This is a genomic window from Salegentibacter agarivorans (assembly GCF_900113135.1).
Classification (GTDB): Bacteria; Bacteroidota; Bacteroidia; order Flavobacteriales; family Flavobacteriaceae; genus Salegentibacter; species Salegentibacter agarivorans.
Map to the genome: position 1 here is coordinate 16,671 of NZ_FOOH01000023.1, position 21,119 is coordinate 37,789.

22 protein-coding genes are annotated in these 21,119 nt (G+C 34.6%); 5 read left to right on the plus strand and 17 right to left on the minus strand.

Going from position 1 to position 21,119, the window contains the following annotated elements:
* Nucleotides 1-28 precede the first annotated feature (28 nt).
* The 3 genes from BM084_RS14750 to BM084_RS14765 form a co-directional block, all read right to left on the minus strand.
* Nucleotides 29-997: a FecR family protein gene (locus BM084_RS14750; RefSeq protein ID WP_093305770.1), complete on the minus strand. Its 969-nt coding sequence runs from the start codon at nucleotides 995-997 to the stop codon at nucleotides 29-31.
* A gap of 82 nt (nucleotides 998-1,079) precedes the next feature.
* Nucleotides 1,080-1,655, minus strand: a complete 576-nt coding sequence (locus BM084_RS14755) for an RNA polymerase sigma-70 factor (protein WP_177195719.1) — start codon at nucleotides 1,653-1,655, stop codon at nucleotides 1,080-1,082.
* 1,315 nt (nucleotides 1,656-2,970) lie between these two features.
* On the minus strand, nucleotides 2,971-3,297 hold the full coding sequence (locus BM084_RS14765; protein ID WP_093305772.1) for a YegP family protein: 327 nt from the start codon (nucleotides 3,295-3,297) through the stop codon (nucleotides 2,971-2,973).
* 941 nt (nucleotides 3,298-4,238) lie between these two features.
* On the opposite strand from BM084_RS14765, the gene BM084_RS14770 reads away from it, so the two are divergent.
* Nucleotides 4,239-5,426, plus strand: coding sequence for a proline dehydrogenase family protein (locus tag BM084_RS14770; RefSeq protein ID WP_093305774.1), 1,188 nt, complete (start codon nucleotides 4,239-4,241; stop codon nucleotides 5,424-5,426).
* A gap of 144 nt (nucleotides 5,427-5,570) precedes the next feature.
* Here BM084_RS14770 and BM084_RS14775 read toward each other — a convergent pair whose 3' ends face one another.
* Nucleotides 5,571-5,786 (minus strand): hypothetical protein, encoded by a 216-nt coding sequence (locus tag BM084_RS14775; protein ID WP_075327680.1) that lies wholly within the window; start codon nucleotides 5,784-5,786, stop codon nucleotides 5,571-5,573.
* A 330-nt stretch (nucleotides 5,787-6,116) separates the two neighbouring features.
* Between BM084_RS14775 and BM084_RS14780 the strand changes: the two genes are divergently transcribed.
* Both BM084_RS14780 and BM084_RS14785 read left to right on the plus strand, forming a co-directional pair.
* Nucleotides 6,117-7,130 (plus strand): lipoate--protein ligase, encoded by a 1,014-nt coding sequence (locus BM084_RS14780; protein ID WP_093305776.1) that lies wholly within the window; start codon nucleotides 6,117-6,119, stop codon nucleotides 7,128-7,130.
* Nucleotides 7,131-7,209: 79 nt separating this feature from the next.
* Entirely contained in the window at nucleotides 7,210-7,554 is a 345-nt protein-coding gene (locus tag BM084_RS14785) for a cupin domain-containing protein (RefSeq protein WP_093305819.1), read from the plus strand.
* A gap of 107 nt (nucleotides 7,555-7,661) precedes the next feature.
* Here BM084_RS14785 and BM084_RS14790 read toward each other — a convergent pair whose 3' ends face one another.
* From BM084_RS14790 to BM084_RS14850, 13 genes are all read right to left on the minus strand, one after another.
* Entirely contained in the window at nucleotides 7,662-8,093 is a 432-nt protein-coding gene (locus tag BM084_RS14790; protein ID WP_093305778.1) for a hypothetical protein, read from the minus strand.
* An 87-nt stretch (nucleotides 8,094-8,180) separates the two neighbouring features.
* Nucleotides 8,181-9,356, minus strand: coding sequence for a zinc-dependent alcohol dehydrogenase (locus BM084_RS14795; RefSeq protein ID WP_075327683.1), 1,176 nt, complete (start codon nucleotides 9,354-9,356; stop codon nucleotides 8,181-8,183).
* Between the two features lie 66 nt (nucleotides 9,357-9,422).
* Complete coding sequence (locus tag BM084_RS14800) at nucleotides 9,423-10,931, minus strand: FAD-dependent oxidoreductase (protein WP_075327684.1); 1,509 nt, start codon at nucleotides 10,929-10,931, stop codon at nucleotides 9,423-9,425.
* Between the two features lie 537 nt (nucleotides 10,932-11,468).
* Nucleotides 11,469-11,654, minus strand: coding sequence for a hypothetical protein (locus BM084_RS14805; protein ID WP_075327685.1), 186 nt, complete (start codon nucleotides 11,652-11,654; stop codon nucleotides 11,469-11,471).
* A gap of 195 nt (nucleotides 11,655-11,849) precedes the next feature.
* Entirely contained in the window at nucleotides 11,850-12,227 is a 378-nt protein-coding gene (locus tag BM084_RS14810) for a PH domain-containing protein (protein WP_075327686.1), read from the minus strand.
* Nucleotides 12,228-12,272: 45 nt separating this feature from the next.
* Complete coding sequence (locus BM084_RS19700; protein ID WP_093305821.1) at nucleotides 12,273-12,446, minus strand: pentapeptide repeat-containing protein; 174 nt, start codon at nucleotides 12,444-12,446, stop codon at nucleotides 12,273-12,275.
* A 15-nt stretch (nucleotides 12,447-12,461) separates the two neighbouring features.
* Nucleotides 12,462-12,839 carry a pentapeptide repeat-containing protein gene (locus BM084_RS14820; protein WP_093305780.1) on the minus strand — a complete coding sequence of 126 codons (378 nt, stop codon included), beginning with the start codon at nucleotides 12,837-12,839 and terminating at the stop codon, nucleotides 12,462-12,464.
* Between the two features lie 137 nt (nucleotides 12,840-12,976).
* Entirely contained in the window at nucleotides 12,977-13,675 is a 699-nt protein-coding gene (locus BM084_RS14825; protein WP_075327688.1) for a TVP38/TMEM64 family protein, read from the minus strand.
* Nucleotides 13,676-13,680: 5 nt separating this feature from the next.
* Nucleotides 13,681-14,538, minus strand: coding sequence for an SdiA-regulated domain-containing protein (locus BM084_RS14830; protein ID WP_177195720.1), 858 nt, complete (start codon nucleotides 14,536-14,538; stop codon nucleotides 13,681-13,683).
* Nucleotides 14,539-14,555: 17 nt separating this feature from the next.
* On the minus strand, nucleotides 14,556-14,999 hold the full coding sequence (locus tag BM084_RS14835) for a PepSY-like domain-containing protein (RefSeq protein ID WP_083634208.1): 444 nt from the start codon (nucleotides 14,997-14,999) through the stop codon (nucleotides 14,556-14,558).
* 98 nt (nucleotides 15,000-15,097) lie between these two features.
* The gene (locus BM084_RS14840) at nucleotides 15,098-16,366 is read right to left on the minus strand and encodes a sensor histidine kinase (protein WP_075327689.1); all 1,269 of its coding nucleotides are present in this window, start codon (nucleotides 16,364-16,366) and stop codon (nucleotides 15,098-15,100) included.
* Nucleotides 16,363-17,040, minus strand: coding sequence for a response regulator transcription factor (locus BM084_RS14845; protein ID WP_075327690.1), 678 nt, complete (start codon nucleotides 17,038-17,040; stop codon nucleotides 16,363-16,365). The genes BM084_RS14840 and BM084_RS14845 overlap by 4 nt, the downstream gene beginning before the upstream one ends.
* A 48-nt stretch (nucleotides 17,041-17,088) precedes the next feature.
* On the minus strand, nucleotides 17,089-18,288 hold the full coding sequence (locus tag BM084_RS14850; protein ID WP_075327691.1) for a porin: 1,200 nt from the start codon (nucleotides 18,286-18,288) through the stop codon (nucleotides 17,089-17,091).
* 245 nt (nucleotides 18,289-18,533) lie between these two features.
* Between BM084_RS14850 and BM084_RS14855 the strand changes: the two genes are divergently transcribed.
* The gene (locus BM084_RS14855; protein WP_083634209.1) at nucleotides 18,534-18,965 is read left to right on the plus strand and encodes a PepSY-like domain-containing protein; all 432 of its coding nucleotides are present in this window, start codon (nucleotides 18,534-18,536) and stop codon (nucleotides 18,963-18,965) included.
* Nucleotides 18,966-19,254: 289 nt separating this feature from the next.
* The gene (locus tag BM084_RS14860; protein WP_075327693.1) at nucleotides 19,255-21,084 is read left to right on the plus strand and encodes a hypothetical protein; all 1,830 of its coding nucleotides are present in this window, start codon (nucleotides 19,255-19,257) and stop codon (nucleotides 21,082-21,084) included.
* Nucleotides 21,085-21,119 lie beyond the last annotated feature (35 nt).

Below are 21,119 nucleotides of genomic sequence, written 5' to 3' on the forward strand. Positions count from 1 at the left end.
GGAGTGTTGCCGCACTTCCCTTACCTTTTTAATTGTTTTCACTTAATATAAATATCTTTTGTTTTTTATCTAACTGGTATTTTATAGGAGAAGAAGCCTCAATTAACTCAAGGACTTCCTCTATATTTGTTTTACGCTTTACTTTACCCGAAAATGTATAAGTGTTAATCACACTATCTTTAATTTCAATTTTCACATCGTACCAGCGTTCCAGACTAGTAAGTACATTTTGTATAGGCTCATTATCAAATATGAGAATCCCTTCCTTCCAAGATATGATTTCAGCAGTGGAAACTTGCTCTATATTTATTTTATCCTCTGCCTTATTAAAGATGGCTTTCTGATCTGGAGAAAGAGCTATACCAGGCAGGTTTTTAGTGTTTTGAAGTAGTTCTACTTTTCCACTTACTAAGGTAGTTTCAATAGTTTGATCCGATTTATACGACTTAATATTAAAGCTGGTTCCTAATACTTTAACCTGTAAATTGCTCTCAGTATTTACAATAAAAGGTCTGGCCGTGTCCCGTTCAATTTCAAAAAAGGCTTCCCCTTCCAGATAAACGTTACGATCTGAGTCGTTAAAGTCTGAGGCTATTTCTATAATGCTACCTGAATTTAATAAAACCTTACTTCCATCGGGCAGAATGTATTCCTCCATAATACTGGGTTTAGCTTCATACACAGCCAGGGGTCTAGATGATAATTCTCTGTCCGTTAAATACCAACCACCACCGGCTAAAAGAGCGATAAAGATTACCGATGCAATCTTAAGGATTAAGCTCCGATTGATTCCTTGCTTTTTTCTTAAAAGGAATCGATCAAATTCTTTATCTATATCCACGTTTTGATCAATCTGAAACTTACTTACATACTCAGCTTTTACTCTATTATAATACCTACGGTTCTCAGGTGAGGCCTTCACCCAATCTATTACTGATTCCTGAAAACTTCTGTCTCCTGAACCTTTTATAAATTGTATTAAATCTTCTTTTCTCATAATTCTTATATAGATATGACGATACAGAACAAGGTTACCCCTATTCAGTTTTTGTTTTTTTAGTATTTTTTTTGATAGATTATTAGAAAAGCCCCATATACTCTTGCAGTTCTCTTCGAAATAAGCGCAAAGCTTTAGCGATTTGATGTTCTACAGTTTTGATGGAAATATTCATTTCGCTGGAAATCTCCTTATATTTTAAGCCTTCAAAACGACTTTTAATAAAGATCTGCTTACAACGAGGAGGAAGTTCATTCAGAATTTGATTCACTTTTTCTTCTAATTCTGATTCGATGAGAAGAAGATCTGGGTGATCCTGTAAGGATGTTTGATTAAGGGAAGCTCTTTCTCTTTGAATTACATCATGGTAATTGGCTTTTACCTTCTGATGCTTAAAATAATCCAAACATTCATTTTTTGTCATTCTGAATAAGTAAGCATTCAGATTGGAATCTATATTTAGTGAGGCCCTTTTTTTCCAGAATTTGAAAAATACATTTTGGGTAATCTCTTTTGCTTCATCCTCATCTTCCAGGTAACTTTTAGCAAAATAGAACAGCCTGTCGAAATAGAGACGGAACAAAGTCTCATAGGCAGTATTCTCGCCCTTTTTAAGACGATTGATAAAAAAAGAGTTATTTACTATACCGTGAGCCAATAGTGGAATATTTTAAACAAAACACCTTAGTATTTCGTAAATATAAAATTATTTAACCAAGAATATGATTTTAGTAGAAGATTTTAGAGTTTTGATTAAGTGTAAACTTCTGAAAATATTTGCAATATGCAGAAATAAAACGAAAAAGCGACTACAATAAATTTCATCGGGGCAAGCCCACAATGCATTTTATTAGAACACGTTTTCAAACTTTATAGCATTTATTAAAGAGGCGAGCCTCGAGGTATTTACCCTCCTAAAATAAAAAGGCTCCACATCTCTATGCAGCCTTGCCTTTCCTAATAGAGGGAATTGAACTATCTTAATCCAACCTCTGTTTTTTTTACACCCCTGTAAATTGGCAAAGGCTCCATTCCGGGAAAAGCGCTTCTCTATAAAGTTCTTGGACACCATCGAAGAAATTGCGACTTCCATTACACTAAACAGATAAAAAATCGGATCGCTCCATTACAGATCAAAATTTTTCGATGAAATAAGCCAGATTGGAATTCAGATCATAGTTTTTTTCCCAACAAAGTGGTGGTGTTTCCTGATCCATATTCGAAATCATCCTTTCGCCCCTTTCCTTTTTAAGATTCAAATAACAACATCCTTTCCTGGACAGCAACATAAAGCTGATTCGGCTTTGCCTACTTTTTAAATAGGTATTATCAAGCTAGGATATTAAAATAAATGCATCGAAAAAGGTTATGTGACGGCGCTTGAAGAGGTAAATGAAAGAATCAAAAAACAATTATATTTCTCTAGGTTCTCTTTATTTTACTTCTTTTTTCTACTTAAAAAGCAAATGTTTTAGATCAAAAAAATTGGTATAAATTTATCTACTAATCCTAGTACCATTACTATGAATTTTTCTCTTAAATTATAAGTGAACGGAAGTTCGAATTCAAATCGGGAAAAATATCCGCTGAGATGTTTCTTCTGCTAAAGGATACTACTTTTATATACTCCAGAATTTCTTCTTAAGACCGGCCGGATTCAAACTTAATTTACATATATTAATATTGGAAAGAGTTTCGTGGATTTAAAAATTCAAGGTATCTTATAAGTATGCTTAATTTCGAACTAATTTTGGATAAATTGACCTCAATTTTATAAAAAACAAAAATTATTGGCTTAGGCGGTAAAAATCATAATAACAGTGATTAACGGCTGTAACACCTTGCTTCAAAAATTGAAATGCATTAGCATAACATTCTAGAAGCTCTCATCCAACCTTTTATTTGAAATCAAAAAAATATTCTACCAAGATAATTTAAGCAGCACTACCTATAATTAATCCAAAATCTAAAACTTAAGAATTATCCTCTATTCCTGCATCGGGTGCATTCTTTTTCACTGAAGTAATTCCATTTTCCATAGCATTTAGGGTAGTGTAAACTTCGCTTGTGCCGATAACCTGACCGTTGGTTGACTTCAGATTGAATCTATGACCAGCAGCCGTTTCTTTACGTTCAAAAAGTTCATCAAACTGAGAATTTTTCCGAACAGACTCTATCCCATTCATACAAGAAGGCTTTGCTTTGTAGCCTTCACTGCTTAAAATCACTTGACCATTTCTGGCCTTTAGGTTAAAACGGAATTCTCCTGCTTTATCTTTTTTAATCTCAAATTTACCCATAGTAATAATTGGTTTTTAATGTTCTTTTTAAAGATATGAAAATTGTGTCAAATAAAAAGCTTTAACAATGCCTTCTCTATTAGCCAAAATTTCACATAGCAACTAATACTGATAGAATTAGTAATTACAAATACATCAAAAGAACACGGTCAAATTTAAACCAGTTCAATCTACTCTATATAGGTAATTAGAAAAATTCTTTGCATTTCCAATGTCTGGCTAATTTCTCTCCACCCGGCACAATTCACCCCACTTCAAAATGATTTGAAATCATCACACAATCACATAAAACATTACATATCAGTAATATATATTCTTTCTTAGTAAGTATCTTAAATACAGGTATAGAATTTGGATTTAGCACAATACGATTTCCTTAAGAGTTATTATGCAATTAAAAATATATAAAATTCTGGGGCTATGCATACTCTTTGCTCTGGCCTCATCTTTATACTTGCACAAGAATTTCTATTATTCGATTTGGCTAGATAATCAGATTACTATTTTATTCCTACTTCTTATCTTCGTCTTTTTCATAGTTTTAATTACGAAACTTAGAAGATTATAGAAGTAGTTAAAGGCTACTTTTTTATTCTACCCTGAATTTTAGTCTAAAGTTTTATCACTACCTCCATTAACAAATAAGACCTGACCGCTGGTCCAGTTTGAAATAGGAGCTGTAAAATACAACACCGCTCCCGCAAAGTCTTCTGGTTCACCCAATCTCTTAATTTTGGTTTCAGGTCTTAGAAAGTCTTACCTTGCTTAACTACTAATTTTATATATTCAGTCATAAATTTCTTAACAATTTAAAAAGAACATTAACTGTTTTAATACCTTTATTCGCACGAATCTGAACCCTTTTGAGTATTACCGGGAAAGTGGGTTAAAATTAATCTAAAGCGCTTTTAGCTATCTGGTTTAAGAGTTAGTTTTAGGCTATGATTGAGAAAAAAATATTTAACGATACCGAAACCGCATTTAGATTAAAAACAGATTTAGAACTTAATAGAGCGCTGCTTCTCTTTAATGTAATGGGAATTCCTTCATTAATTAAACCTGGAATTTTATTGACCAAATTCTCTTTAAAGGCAAGACTTCCTATACAACCATTAATAAAAAGTACCATTTTTGACCAGTTTTGTGCTGGCACCAGCAAAGATGATTGCAAACCGGTAATTAAAGAAATGCACCAGGTAAACCTCTCCAGCATTCTTGACTATTCTGTGGAAGGTAAAAAGACAGAAGAAGAATTTGATGCCGCCTTCCGGGTAAAAAAAGACCTCATCAAATTTGCACAGGAAGAAACCGAAATACCTTTCGCGATTTTTAAACCTACCGCCCTGGGAAGTTTCGAAATTTGGCATAAGCTTAGTTCGCATATTAACCTTAACGAGGAAGAAAAAGTAGAATGGCAGAAAACAAAAGCCCGGGTGGAAGACCTTTGTGAAGAGGCTTACAAGCTAAATGTACGTTTATATGCTGATGCCGAAGAAAGTTGGATGCAGGATGCCGCTGATGATCTTATGAAAGAGATGATGGAAAAGTACAATAAAGATAAAGCTCTTATTTTTAATACTTTTCAATGCTACCGCTGGGATCGGCTGGATTACCTTAAAGCATTGCATAAAAAAGCAAATGAAAAAGGTTTTAAAATTGGTGCCAAGATTGTACGAGGTGCTTATATGGAGAAGGAAAATAAACGTGCAAAAAAATACGGGAAGAAATCTCCCATTTGCGAAAACAAAAAAGCTACCGATCTTAACTTTAATAATGTGATGACGTATTGTTTAGACAATATTGATGATATAGCTGTTTTTATTGGAACACATAATGAAATGAGTAACTATTTGGCTTTACAGGCTATGGAAGACCAGGGAATAGCCAAAGATGATCCCAGGGTATGGTTTAGCCAGCTTTATGGTATGAGTGACCAAATTAGCTATAATTTGGCAAGCAAGGATTATAATACGGCCAAGTTAGTACCTTTTGGCCCCGTTAAAGAAGTAGTTCCTTATTTATTGCGAAGGGCCGAAGAAAATTCTTCTGTTGAAGGGCAAACAAACCGGGAACTTAATTTACTGCAGGGCGAAAAGAAAAGAAGAAAACTGGTTTTAGAAACTAATTAAGCATTCATTATCTAAAAAAAATTGAAACAAAAAACCCCGAAATTCTAAGATTTACGGGGTTTTTGTTTTTAAGACGATAATTGGGAAAAATCCTGAAAAGATATTCCACTTATCAATTCCTTTCTTTCAAATTAAAAAAAGCGATTAATCAACTTTAATATCTGGAATCTCTTTCATTTTTCCGTTCTCAGATTTTCCTAAAACAATTACCTCCTTGCTCTCCTTGTACTCCTCTATAGCAAGCAGCAGTTGTTCTTTGGTATCTCTTCTAATCTTGATACCGCTTCGTTGGTTCTTATTCCGGACTTCAATATAATATCCATCTCTCAAATCTTTAGCTTTTGTGGAAGGTCTGCCCATAGTCAATTTTTAAATATAAAATAGTAAATATTTTCGTTCTGTTACCAAAAACCGGTAAGATAATTAATTTTTACTACATGGTTAAGCTTAGAAGTTTGAAAACGAAGCTAACATCTAAAAAAACTTCATTTTTTCATCAAATTTGAAAGATTCTACCAACTTCAAGACTTTTAAAATCTCGATTTTCGAAAAACTTTAGTTTTAATATGATTTCAATCATTAACCTTCCTTTATTATAGCTGTTACTTTGTTACCGAATTAAAATTGAAATAAAACCCGAAAAAATTTCTAAATTGAAGAATCACACTTTTGGTAATAAAAAATTGAAAAATGATTTTTATAGATAACGAAGGAATTAATGATCCCACGATAAACCTGGCATTAGAGGAATATGCGTTGCGTAATTTTAATCCTGAAAATGATTACTTATTATTTTATATAAATGAACCTTCTATTATAATTGGTCGAAACCAAAATACTCTGGAAGAAATTAATTTTGATTATGTAGAAGAAAACGATCTTCACGTGGTGAGAAGAGTTTCTGGCGGAGGTGCCGTATATCACGATTTTGGCAATTTAAACTTCAGTTTTATCACAAATCACGATGTAAAAAGCTTAAATAACTTTGCGAAATTTACCGAGCCGGTAATAAAAATTCTTAGAAAAATGGGAATTCCAGCCGAATTAAAAGGCCGGAATGATGTGTTGGCAAACGATAAGAAAATTTCAGGAAATGCACAGTTTTCTACGGGAAAAAGAATGTTACATCACGGCACTCTACTGCTGGATAGTGATCTGGAAGAAGTTGTAAAAGCCCTGAATGTAAAAATGACAAAAATTCAATCTAAAGGACACAAATCCAGCCGTAGCCGGGTAGCAAACATTAGTGAATTCCTCTCAGAAAAAATAGAAATTGAAGAGTTTAGGGCGTTAATTCTTAAAGGGTTATATAACGAAAGTGAAGATTTTGAAACCTATCATCTCTCTGCCGAAGAATGGAAAGCAGTTTACGCCCTAAAAGATGAAAAATATGGAACCTGGGAATGGAACTATGGTAAGTCTCCTAAATTCAATATTCAGCGCAGTAAACGTTTTCCTGTAGGCGAAATTGATCTTAGGATTTTTGTAGAAAAAGGGGAAATAATAAATTTTAAAATCTATGGAGATTTCTTCGGAAAAGAACCTGTAACACAGCTGGAGAATCTTTTGCTGGGCGCGCGGTATGACCGGCAGGAAATCAATAAATTACTGGAACCGGTAATAATTGAAGATTACTTTGGCGCCCTACCCAAAGCAGATTTTTTAGAACTGGTATATGGCAACGATGAAATTGAAGCCTCATAAATAATCCTAAACCACATCGGAAGATTTTAAGCTCGATTAATCAAATAAATTGAAGAAAATAATTTTAAAAAATAATAAAATGAAGAAAGCATCCCTAACCGAAAATCTGGAATATAGCGAGAAATCGCCGGCGGTAAAAGTATTATTCGAAACTGAAGTCAGTAAAGAAATAAGAATCGCCTTTAAATCAGGACAGGGCCTTAAAGAACATAAAACTCCATTTCCCATCGTGGTAGAAATATATGAAGGAACTATTGATTTTGGAGTAAATGGAGAAAAACATGCCTTAGAAAAAGGAGATTTAGTTGCTCTGGATGGCAATGTACCCCACGATCTAAAAGCCAGGGAAAACAGTATTGTAAGACTTAGCCTTACAAAAGCAGATACTACCCAACGGGTTGAGGATGTGGCAAAAAATTCCTGATTTTTGAAAAAATAAGCTGCTCCAAAGCATTTCAATGTGCATAATAGAGTGAAACAATTAATACAGGGATTTCATTAAAATTCTTTGTATTAATTGTTCATTTTAAATTACCTGCGATGCCATCTTTTAGAAAACCACCAGATTGCAGCGTGAATAAAGGCCGTCATTCCGCAAATAAGCAGAATATTCCTCATTACCATAAAGCTTATATTTCCTCTAAAAGAATCTCCCAGAGACCATAATTCAAGTTCTGTCCCCTTATTTACATAAATGCCTAAAATGATAAAAGCGCTAATAGCAATAAGATAATCTATTATAAAAAGTATATGATTAGCATATTTCCATCTAAAATAAATAGCAGGGCCGGTGATTAAAAGCCATCCACACCATATACTAATTTGAAAATTCTGAATCGCTTGTTTTGAAGTTTCCGCAGTAGGACTTGCTGAGAACACCTGGTCCAGTTTGAATAAGAAAAAAGCCATTATACAAAATCCAAAAAAGGCAAACCCCCAGTTAATTACTTTTATAAAGGTCATAAATTCAATTCTCAAATATTAAAGAAAAAAAATCAGGCCTTACGGCTGCAAAAAACCAGAAAAAGGCCTGATAAAAAATTTGAATAATTAGGGTGTAAGTACAACCTTTACACATTTATCTTCTTTCTTCTTAAATAGGTCATAGGCCTTTGGTGCCTCGTCCAGCTTCATTCTATGAGTAATTATAAAACTTGGGTCAATAAGTCCTTCATCTACTTTATCCAGCAAAGGTTTTAAATAACGCTGAACATGAGTTTGTCCCATTTTAAAAGTCAGCGCTTTATTCATTGCAGCCCCAAACGGAATCTCGTTAACCATACCAATATAAACCCCCGGAATAGAAACCGTCCCCGCTTTTTTACAACTCATCATAATTTGTTGTAGTACATAAGGTCTGGACATTGGTAATTGAAGAACTTCCTTGGTTTTATCTACAGCCTTTCCAAAAAGCGTATCTCCGTGAGCTTCTGCTCCTACTGCATCAATACAGGAATCGGGGCCTTTGCCATTGGTCATTTCCATAAGTTTTTCATAAACATCATCCCTATCGGTTGTTCTAATAAGCTCTACCCTGGAATGTTTTTTTGCCATATCAAGTCTTTCTTTTACTGAATCTATGGCGATTACCCTTTCGGCTCCCAACATAAATGCACTTTGAATCGCAAACTGTCCAACAGGACCACAGCCCCAAATAGCCACGGTATCTCCTCTTTTAATATCAGCATTTTCAGCTGCCATATAGCCTGTAGGGAAAATATCTGATAGAAAAAGTGACTGGTCATCGCTTAAAGTTGAAGGAACTTTTATAGGGCCAACATCAGCATAAGGAACTCTTACATATTCTGCCTGTCCACCATCGAAACCGCCGAGCATATGGGAATATCCAAAAATTCCTGAAATGGAATGTCCTAAATTCGCTTTGGCTTTTTCGGGGTTAGGATTGGAATTATCACATAAACTGTAAAGGGTATCGTCACAATACTCACAATTTCCACAGGCAATGGTAAAAGGAACCACTACCCTGTCTCCAACTTTAAACTTTTTTACTTCCCGGCCGGCTTCCACTACTTCGCCCATAAATTCGTGACCTAAAATATCTCCTTTTTCCATGGTAGGGACCATTCCATCTACAATATGAAGATCTGACCCACAAATTGCAGTAGAAGTTATTTTAAGAATAACATCTGTAGGTTCTTTGATTTTAGGATCGGGAACAGTGTCTATTCTAACGTCGTTTCTTCCGTGCCAAACTAATGCTTTCATAATTTTTCTGTTTTTGGTGGTTATTATATACTTTCTATTAATTTAAAATTATAGGGATATTATTTTTTACTCGTGATCACTTATTCTCGGCAGTGCATCCATTGCTGGACCTTCAATTACTTCGCCCGATGGTGTAAACCTGCTCCCATGACAGGGGCAATCCCAGGATTTTTCTAAATCGTTCCAATGAATTACACATCCCAAATGCGTGCAACTTGCCGATACTATTTCGTACCGGTTATTTACGTCCCGGGAAACTCCAAACTTCTTACCTTCAATCTCCACTACTCTACCTTCTCCCGCGCCTAGTTTTTCTATTTCTTCAGTAGAACTTCCCAGGATATGATCTTTGAAAAATTCTTTCGCAACATTCAGGTTTTCCTTGATAAAAGATTTTGACGATTTTACCGGATTAACCCGCAACGGATTAAATAATTCTTTATACTCATTTTCCTTTCCGGTAATTAAATCGGTAATGATTTTTCCGGCAAGGCTTCCATAGATCAATCCGTCTGTAGAAAAACCGGTGGCTATAAATTCATCTTTATGCGTACCTTTTCTCCCGATAGATGGTAAAAGGTCTGCAGGTTTATAATTTTGACCACCCCAAAAATGTGTGAGTTTCTCTACCGGAAATTTTCCATGTAAATACTTTACCAGGGAATCCATTAATTCGGAATTATTATCAGACTGGCCTACTTTATAAGATTTTCCAACCGCCATCACGTAAGACTTTCCATTCCGTTTATAAGAACGGAAAGAGTATTTTTCTTTGCCTTTATATTCCCAGAAAATTCCCTGCGGATAATTCTCTGTTTTCAAACTTGCGGCTACGGCATATTCGCGGTAAGGCCCTAAAGTAGTATCAAACTTTATATCAATGCCTTTAGAACTATGCGCGGCATGTACCAAGTATTTACTTGAAACATCGCCTTTCGCAGTATTTAAATTGTAATGACCATGCTCCAACTTTTCAACTTCCTCTACTTTTGAATCCTGAAAAATCTGGCACTCTTTTGAGTTAATCTTATGGGCCAGTTGGTTTACATATAAAAAAGGATTAAACTGTGCCTGATTGGGATATTTAAGGATTTTAGTGGCTTCAAAAGAAAATTTCTCAGGAGAAACGTCTTCAAGAGAAACTCCCAGTTTGGACGAAACCGAAATTTCTTTCTCAATTTTATTGGCATTATCCGTAGAGAAAAGATACATGGGTTGCCGTTTGAAATCACAGTCTAGCGCTTCCTCGTGAATAATTTTTTCTATAATTTCTATAGCTGAAGTTCGGGCTTTTAATACCTTTTTAATAGTCGTTTCATCATATTTAGAATCTAGCGAAGAAAGTAATTCGGCTACTGTATGATAAAGGTTTCCCGTACTATGCCCGGTGGTGCCCATTCCAATCTTTCCTGCATCGAGAACCGCAACTTTTAAACCAGCTTTTTTGAGAAAATAAGCCGTAGATATCCCGGTAATTCCCCCTCCAATTATACTTACATCTACTTGAAGATTATCTTTTAGAACCGGAAATTCATGCGCTGTTTCAAAAGAATTCCAGATGGTATTTGAAATCATAGTTTATATGTTTTAAAATTAAATTCCAGGCAGGTAATCAGTTTTCAGAAATTGAATTACCACACTGTAAACACCTTGTAAATAGGGATTAAGCAAGGCTACATTATAAAATTAGAAAGGACATGGAATAATTTATACTAATTTCTGGCAAAACCTTTGTTAATAATGCACGGGAAAGAAATAGGTCTTAAAACAAGCTTCAGTACCAGTAATATCTACGCTGAAGTAATTTTTTTCTTCCGAATAAATGTTAAACGAAAACCAGATTTCTAAATTTTCTTATTAATTTTTTCCTATTGAAGAAAATGCTGGAAGGATGATTATTTCTGAAGATTACGTTCTGCATCGTAAATTTCCAGACAAAAAGACTTTAGTATTTATCTAATATAAGCAACAGACTTACTATTTGAAACTATAGGGAAATTACGAACTGGGATGGTTAAATTTTGGGACGGAAAACGAATCTACAATAAGAAGAAGGGCTAATTGAATTTCAAGTTTTTGATCCAAACTTTAGTAAAAAAATTAAGTAGAAATTTATTTTGTATTACTGTTTTTATCCTCTTCATCAGTTTCAGGTTTTGATGAAAACTCCGGGTTAAATTCTTCTTTTTTGGCTTTTATGTTATCAGTCTTAGAATCACGATTAGCGTGTCTTTTTCTCCAAAAAAATATAAGAAAAAAGAGTACAATAAAAAACAGAATATACCAGATAGAAATCATAATCTCTTGTGTTTGATTACTATAAAAGTATCAATAGAAATATGCATTGCGATGAAATCTCTAATAAACTTTAGTTAATCTTTCTAAAGAAATATTAAAATACTCCGCACTATAAGGGGTGAAAATTTAATGATTCTCAGTCCTAAACACAGCCCTTGAAGTTTGCAGTTATTTGCTTCTTACTTCCGCTTACTTCTAAATTACTTTCCCGGCAAGATATCTTTGTACGGCATAAATATCTATGCTTTTATTAAAGCGTTTACATACGCTTGGTACATTTTCACTGGAAATCCAGATTTTTAATTCGGCGTCTAAATCAAAGGTGCCTGCAGTTTCAAGAGAAAACCTGGAAATGTGCCTATAGGGTAGCGATAAATATTCTTGTTTTTTCCCGGTTAGCCCCTGGATATCTATTAAAATAAGTCGTTTGTTTGTAAACATAAATATATCCCGTAACAAGGAAAAACCCAATTCAATTTCTTCGGTTTCAGTTAATAATCGGCCATATTTTTTATCTAATTCTTCTTTAGAAATACTGGCCGCATTGCCCATTAATTTGTTCAATAAACTCATGACTTTTTCTTATAAATTTAAGTACTACTAACTTAGTAATTCTTTTTAATCAATTATAATTTGATATTTATTCAATAATCCGCTTACCTGATCAAGGCTGAATTTAGCCCCTTTTAATTTATTATTTTCCGGATCTATAATATAATTCTGCGCACTGCTGAAGTCGGCTTTGGTAAGATTTGTATTCTGAAATACAGCCCCGAAAAGATCAGAATTCAGGAACTTTGAATGCGATCAATAGGCCGATGAAAAATCTACTTCCATAAGTTTTGAATGCTGAAAAAGAGTTTTATTCAGCTTCATTCCAAAAAAGGAAGAGTGGTTTAGAATACACTGATTAACCGAAATAGAGAAGGCAAAAGGTTCACAATTATTAAACAATAAGCCCATCATTTTACAGGCTTTAAAATTGCAATTTTGGAATGAGGTATGATCAAGATTTACGTTACTCAGGTCGCATTCTTCAAATTCACAATCTATAAAAAGAATTCCTTTTAAATTTCCGGTAGAAAAATTACAGTTAGTAAATTGGCAGGATTCATAACTATTAGCGAAGCTATAATTTAGCAGATTTTTATTGTTAAAAACCTGCTCTTCAATTTGGTTTTCCATAGGTTAGAAATACATCTTTTAATTTTTTTGAAGCTGTACTTTTAAAATTTAAGTATCTTAAAATATAAGTCGGCATTGAGCTATAGCTCACCTCATGGAAATTCTGTACAATTTTAAGCTTTTAATTTCTATAATTTTCACCGCTTCTTTTTATCCCAATACACATAGAGGATAAAAAGCACTAAACTTACCAAAGAGCCCCACAACAAACCACTTTTTAATTGCTGAGTGCTATCTCCTATTAAGGCGATAAAAATTGTAAGTGGCGTAATTCCCAACAAGGTGGCACCAATAAATTTCCAGTAACCTATTTTTAAAATTCCGCCTACAAAACTAATTGCATCATTGCTTAGAAACGGATTGATCCTGGTGACAATCACTGCCCAAAACCCATAATCGTCTAAAAAGTCACTTATCTTATTTTCAGTCTTTGGCCCCAACAGTTTTTGAACGATTACCGGCCCAAAATAGCGACCTATAAAATAGCCTACCGAAGAAGCGCAAAAAATGGCCGTAAAAACTATTAAGCTTCCCCATACGGGCCCATAAGCTAAAATTGAAACGATCATTAAAGCTACCGATGGAATTACTAAAAGAAACATTTGGGCTATCATAGCTATAATAAGCACCAAAGGACCTATCCATCCAAAATTGGAAACCCAGGCTTTTATTCTTTGGTTATCGTTACTGGTTAAAACCTCCCAGGCTTCATTAAAAAATTGATGCATACCAGGGATAAAAAAGTAACCGCCAACAAGAACTAGAATTACGATTAATGAAAATATTAAGGGGGCTTTACTTTTCTTTACGTTCGTATTCTCTTCCGTTTCCTTCATACAATCTATTTGAATATTACTTCAAGGATATTTGCTTTTCCGCCTTTTCCTTCGTTAGAGATAAATAACCTACCGTTTTCACTAAAAGTAAGTCCTTCGGCCTGCTCAAAATCATCTTCATGTAAACCGTAACGCTTTTTTAGTTTCATATCACTATTCGCAATAACCAACTGGGGAGCCCGACCATCCAGAATGTAAAAATCTTTATTTTTGGGATGTATGGAAAGTGCAGAAGGTTGGAGCTTTTTATTGAGTTTTGTTTCTCTTTCCCTTAATAAGCTGTCTTGCATATTTAAACGATAAAGCGGATTTCTCTCCAATTCTTTATTGGTTAAAGAGAATTGATAAACTCCTTTATAGTTATCGTCTTTTAGTTCTCTATCTTTTATGGCCAGCAGCAAACGTTTATTATTTTTGTCCCAGGCTAAGCTTTCCAGGTTTTGTTTTTCGGTTAAAAAATTACTGTAGGTTTTTGTTTTTGAATTACCCGATAAAAAATCGCTAACTTCAAAAATTTCACCATCGCTTCTCAAAACATAGGCAGTTTTACCTACAATACGAATATCTTCGTAATCACCCGCGCCCGCGAATTCTATACTTTTCTCTACTTTTGAAGTTTCAAGATTAAAAATAAAAATGATGCCATCTTCATCCTGAATGCAAGCCAACTTATTATCACCTACCCAGTCTATTCCCGAAACCTCATCAAGCTCTTTAGGCAGCTGCCATTCATTAATTATCTCGTAAGCTACAGGTTGATCCTGCAGGGTATCTTTGGTTATAAATTCATTATATCCAAAGAGTATTAAGCCGGCAAGGCTTAATACTCCCACTACAATTAGCGTTGCTATTTTATTCACCATTTTCATTTCTTTAATAATTACCAGGTGGTAACTTCCGTATTCACCGCTCCCGTTTCTTCAAAAATAATCTTAGTATCGGTTGGCTCTTCATCAAACTCTACCTGGTAATAAGTGTTTTCAGAAATTTTAAGCAACTCTACCTCATCTACTTTGGTTTTATCATAATCGGTAGTGATTGTAGTTTTTATTGCTTCAGGAAGTTCCTCGTACACAATGTCGTATTTATACTTCAAAAGACTTCCTTCAGTATTTAGAATTGCTTCATGATCTACATTATCAATATCAAATTCGGCTTCATAGATATCGGCTTTCTTCTCCCATTCTACACCTTTTGCATCAGGAAATTGTTCGGTAAACCCATTTAATACTACTGAAGGGATCTCAGAATTTCGCATATCATCATCTTCGCAAGCGGTAAATCCCATGGCGATAGCCAGGATTAAAAAAATTGACTTTTTCATCTTTATAATTTTTAATTTTAAACAAAGTTGAACTACAATACTGGAAGAAATCTGGAATTATTGAGGTGCAGGATTTTATTTAGGAAATAAATACCAGTTTAGCGCGGAAATCTTAGTTGAAAAGTGTGTTTTTGTTCGTAGTAATAGGTTAACTGAAACTCATACTTTTTAGCAATAGTTTGGGCAATGGCCAATCCTATTCCCGTGGAAGTTTTGGAAGAAGAATCTTTTTGAAAGCGTGAAAATACTTTTTCTGGATCTAAAGCACCGTTATTGGCAGTATTACGTATAATAAAGTTTTTTGCAGAAATTTCTATTTCAATCTCACTATTTCTTTGGCCGTGAATAATAGCATTTTTCAACAAATTTGAAAGCAAAATTCTCGCCAGGCCTTTATTCATTTTATATTTTAATGAAGTCGTACTTTTTAAATTAATCTTCATTTCTTTATGACCGGCAAGGTCTTCAAAATCACTTTTTAAGTCGGTAATTACCGCATTGAAATCTACTATTTCTTCCTCCGGAAATTGCTGATTTTCAATTTTAGAAAGCAAAAGCAAAGACTTGTTCATTCGGGTTAAACCCTCTAAGTTATTTAAAACTGAAGCTATTAACTCAATTTGCTCCTCGTTTAATTCTTCCTTTTCTACTAGCAACTCCAGTTTATTGATGCTAATAGCCAAAGGAGTTTGTAATTCGTGTGCGGCATTTTCTATAAATTGTTTCTGGCTGTTATAACTGGAAATAGATTTTCCCAGCATTTGCTCTACGCGTGTATTTAGCAGGTTAAATTCATCAATATTTGAAGGAACAGTTTCAATTTTTTGATCTTTCCCAAGCCTGAAGTCTTTGAGCTGTTGCAACAAAGTATAAAACGGGTTCCAAATTTTCTTCAGGATTAAATTATTGAGTAAAACTATACTCAAAATCAAGCCTACATAAAGAAGAATAAGGGAAAACAGTAAATCTTCAATAAGGTCGTCTTCCTCGACCATAGAAGTTATAATTTTCAGCTTATAAAATTCGTCATCTTTTTTAAAAACGGTTTCCAGCAGCCTTACCGGTTCATATTCATCTTCGTTTTGCATATACATAAGCGTATCACGATAAAAATCTTTAAAACTTATCGCGCTATTTTTATCTATAGGCCGTATGGTATAATTGCCATCTTTAAATTGTGAACGTTGAAGTAACTCAGCATCTTGTTTTGCCCGTTTAATCACCAGCATTTTTTGATTATCCAGGCCATCGTCCAGGCTGTCATAAATTTCATCCAGCATTTCCAGGTAGAAAATTACCGCCCATATCCCCAACAGAACCAGCAGTATTGCCGAAAAATAACTGGTGGTATAATTTAATAATTTCATTGGGTAATTAATTTATAGCCAATTCCATAAACCGCTTTAATTTCTATATCGGCACCGGCGGTTTTTAGTTTTTTCCGAAGATTTTTAATCTGGGAATATATAAATTCAAAACTATCGGCCTGGTCTATATGATCGCCCCAAACGTGTTCTGCCAAAGCCGATTTATTTACCAGCCTGTTTTGGTTTGATGTAAAGAATAATAGAATTTCGTATTCTTTTCGGTTTAAATTTAAGGGATTATCATCTATACTTGCTTCGTGCTCGTCCAGGTCTATACTAAGGTTGCCAATCTTTATTTTATTATTCCCGTTAAACTGGCGTCTTCTTAATACAGCTTTTACGCGGGCATTTAACTCTGCCATATGAAAAGGCTTGGCGAGATAATCGTCGGCACCGAGGTTTAGACCTTCAAGCCTGTCGTCTAAAGAATTCCTGGCAGAAACAATAATTACCCCGTCTTCTATATTCTTTCGCTTCAATTCTTCCAAAAGCTGAAAGCCACTACCGTCTTTTAAATTAATATCCAGCAAAATACAATCGTAGGTATAAACCCCAATTTTATTACGAGCCTCGGCGATACTTTCTGCTGTTTCTACCACAAAATTCTCTTTTAATAGAAAATCTTTCATGTTCTGCAACATATCCTGTTCGTCTTCTACAATTAGAATTTTCATGGCTATATTTTTAAAACTTCAGTTAGTTTGTCTTCGCACCTATAAAGATTATAAATGGAAATCTATCTGAAGCCTGTACATTAGATTATTCCATTCTGGATCTGGGCTATCTCTAAAACTTAAATCGGTTTGTATTTTTAATTTATGCTTAGCTAAATATTTAGAAAGTCCCAAAGTATACTGTTTTTCGTTAGGAAACAGGGAGCCTATAATATCTTCTTTCACCTGGGTGAACCTACCTACAACTTCTATATTATTATCAAATAAATATCCACCTTGCAGGTTAATGGAATTCCCCACATTTACAACGGCACCGGTGCGCGTTCCATCTTCTTCTATCGCTATAGGATTCTCGGCATCCCGGTGAGCAAATTCACCTAAAACTGATATTCCTTTATATTTAAACATAAAGTCTGCAAAGAAGGTAGAAATATCGGTCGAATGTAAACCGTTTTCGGTAAACATATATGCCCCCATATTAGAGCGGGTTTTTACCGCATCGTTATTATGATCATAAGTAACGCCCATTGCTAATTTAGGCGTTTCATACCTTTCTAAAGAAGCCTCTCTATAATCCTGAAATTCTCCAAAAGGTAAAGCTTCCAGGCGTCCCGTATATTGAAAACCGCCAAGATTGCCGGTCACTACATTTCTTCCTTCCCCCTGTGAAAAAGCAAAAATTTCTTTTACTACAAATTGGTTCCCCAAATAGATTTTATGGTGTAATTGTACCCCAATATCCCTGTCTATATTAAACCTGCTATTTAATAAAGACCTGTCTACAAACTGCAGGTCTCCAGAAGATACTACACGTTCCCTGTTGCCCGGCAATTTAGCTTGGCCGGCCCATAACACAAAATTCTCATAGAAATTCCACTTTAAAACCGCATCAAGTATGTACCGGGGCGTATTATTTGTAAATTCTGAACCTCCCGAAATATCCCGGTTAGATAGCCCTAACTCAATTTTATATTTTAATTTGGGAGAATAAGCAAAACCATCAAATTTTAATCTGGCACGCCTAATTAGAATATTAGAGCTTTCTGATTCAAATCCTTCAAATTCAGAGTCGCGCCATTCATTCACAAATAGAGATTGAAATCTTGCTCCAAACCTTAGGCTGAAAGAACTATCTCTTGCCACCGTATTTATTATCCCATTCCCAAAACTGTTTTCGGTAATATCCTGGGCTTGCGCATTACTAAAGAATAAAATTGAGCTTAGAATAAGTAAATGTTGAATCTTCATGGAATATGTTTATCTGCTTGAAACCTTATAATTTGCAAGAATAATATATAAGTTTCAAATCTGACACTTTTTTTACAATTCTCCCAAAAAATACAAATATGAATCTCAAAACTGGAAAAAAATGGGAAGGTATACCAAACTTTAAAATAGAAAATTTGGCAGAATTTTAGGATTTATAACTGTCAAATTCCAAATTCTTTCCAGATTTGAAGGCTTACTTCGCATCGAATAAAGAAACAAATATTATGAAAAGAGTAATTTTATCAGGAATTTTCGCATTGTGTACAATGGGAATTTTTGCACAAACAAATACAAATAATTTACCCTCTACAGCCCAGGAATATATTCAACAGAATTTTTCTTCTGCTGATGTAAAAGAGGTTAAAGAAAATAGTAAATGGAAAATTTGGGAAGATGAAAAATTTGAAGTAGTTCTTTCTAACGGCCTTGAACTGGATTTTGACGAAAATGGAAATATTTCTGAAATTGAAAGCCAAACCGATGTAGTAATACCTACTTCTGCCCTGCCATCTAAAATGGCTTCTTATTTGCAAGAAAATTATGCTGATGCACAGGTAATTGGATGGGAAAAACAGAAAAAAGAGCAGGAAATAGAACTGGCTGACGGTACCGAACTTGAATTTGATGGCGAAGGTAACTTTAGAAAAGTAGACTAAGTTATTCGAGTTTTTTAATAGATTATTAATGTAAAAGCGCCCATTGGTTATAGACCTATGGGCGCTTTTTTTTAGAATATTTTTCCGTAAATTCTTTTAAAATCCTCACGCCTTAATCAGGAAACTCTCACAACAACAGCTCACCCTTCACTTAATATTCTAAATATGATGCGGGTCATATTTTAGCAGTTTTCAACTTCTTTCCTTTACAAATTGCAATCTTAACTCCTTATTTTAAATAGGATCGGCCAGGCTTAATTTAGCCTACGCCGCAAATAATTATTAGAATATGACCAAAACAAACCAAATGCACAGTTTTCATATCCCGGTAATGGGAACAGCTTTTACAATTGACAGTCCGCTACGGGTCGCTAAATATGGAATATCTTCGGTAATTTCAATTATAGACGACGAGCTTATTGAAAAAATGAACGCCTTTTACAGCAAGAAATTTAATTTGCCTTATAAAGAAATTCCGAAGAAAAATCCCGATTCCCGCGCAGCACGTATTACCTCTTATTTAGACCTGGTAAACAATATCGTTCAGGATAAGTTTGAGAGTTTTAAAAAGGAATTGACAGAAAGCAAAACAGCTTTAGAAAATTACCTTTCCATATTGCCTAATCATTCTGAAATCAAGCAAGGTTTTCAAAATTTGCTGGATAACGGCGCCGATGCGAAAGAAAAATTGAGTACATATATTGAAAACCATCTTAGCCCCGGCAGTATAGATGTAAATATTATGGCGAAAATTGATAAGGATAATTTCGCTAAAAACGAGCAGTTGCCGGTAGAATTCAATGATGCCCATGCTGCGCTACGCGGATTTGCCAATTCGAAACTTTCCTCTTCTATTGTACTTTCGGCAGGATTAAACCCCAGGCTTTATAGCTATTTTGAAAATTTCAAAGATTTCTTTCCTGATGCAAGTGGCAAGCTTAAAAAGAAAATTATCCTGAAAGTAAGCGATTTTAGATCGGCTTCAATCCAGGGAAATTACCTGGCCAAAAAAGGTTTATGGGTTTCAGAATATAGAATTGAATCGGGCTTAAACTGCGGCGGCCACGCCTTTGCTACCGATGGTCACCTGTTGGGGCCAATTCTGGAAGAATTTAATCAGAAAAAGGATGAACTTGTTCAATCGGCTCATCAATTAATGAGCAAAGCTTTAGAGCAGAAAGAAATTCCGGTTCCTCAGAAACCTCTTGACCTTAAAATAACAGTTCAGGGCGGGGTTGGTACGGCTGAAGAACATAACTTCTTGCTGGAGCATTACAAGGTATCTTCTGTAGGTTGGGGAACGCCATTCTTACTGGTACCTGAAGCTACATCAGTTGATATTGAAACGCGTAAATTACTGGTAAAAGCAAAAGAAAAAGATCTTTATCTAAGTCATATTTCACCTTTGGGCATACCATTCAACACCGTGAGGGGAACCACCAATGAACAACTAAAAGAAAAACGAATTGCTGAAAATAAAAGCGGTAGTTCCTGCCCTAAAAAATTTCTGGCCCTAAGTAAAGAATACGATGAGAAAGGAATTTGTTCTGCTTCTAAAAAATTTCAGGATATAAAGCTTAAAGAACTGGAAGATAAGAAAGATAATTTCTCCCAGGAGGTATTAGAAAAAAAGAAGAACAAAATTACCGAAAAAGCCTGTTTATGTGTTGGGTTGGGAAATGCCTCTTTTCTTGAAAACGATATTAGAATAAAAGGCCAGGCACAGGGCGTTGCCATTTGTCCCGGGCCAAATATGGCGTATTTCTCAAAAGTTGTATCGCTCTCAAAAATGATACAACATATCTACGGAAAAATTTCTGTGATGGAGATGCCTAACCGGCCTAATATGTTTGTAAAAGAATTAAAAATTTACCTGGACTATTTCAAGAATGAAATTGAAGAATTTATGGATGAACCTTCTACGAAACAGAAGAAAAAATTAGAAAAATTCAAGCTTAACCTTTTAGACGGAATCTCCTATTATCAGGAATTATTTACGAATAAAACCAATCTTTTTCAACAAAGTAAAAATCAACTGCTGGGGGAATTGGAAGAACTAAAAGATTCTCTAACCGGAATAAATTTAGAACCGAAAGTTTCAAGAGCGATTTCAACTTAGATTCTAAAATAAATTTAGAAAGACGACTTTTTACC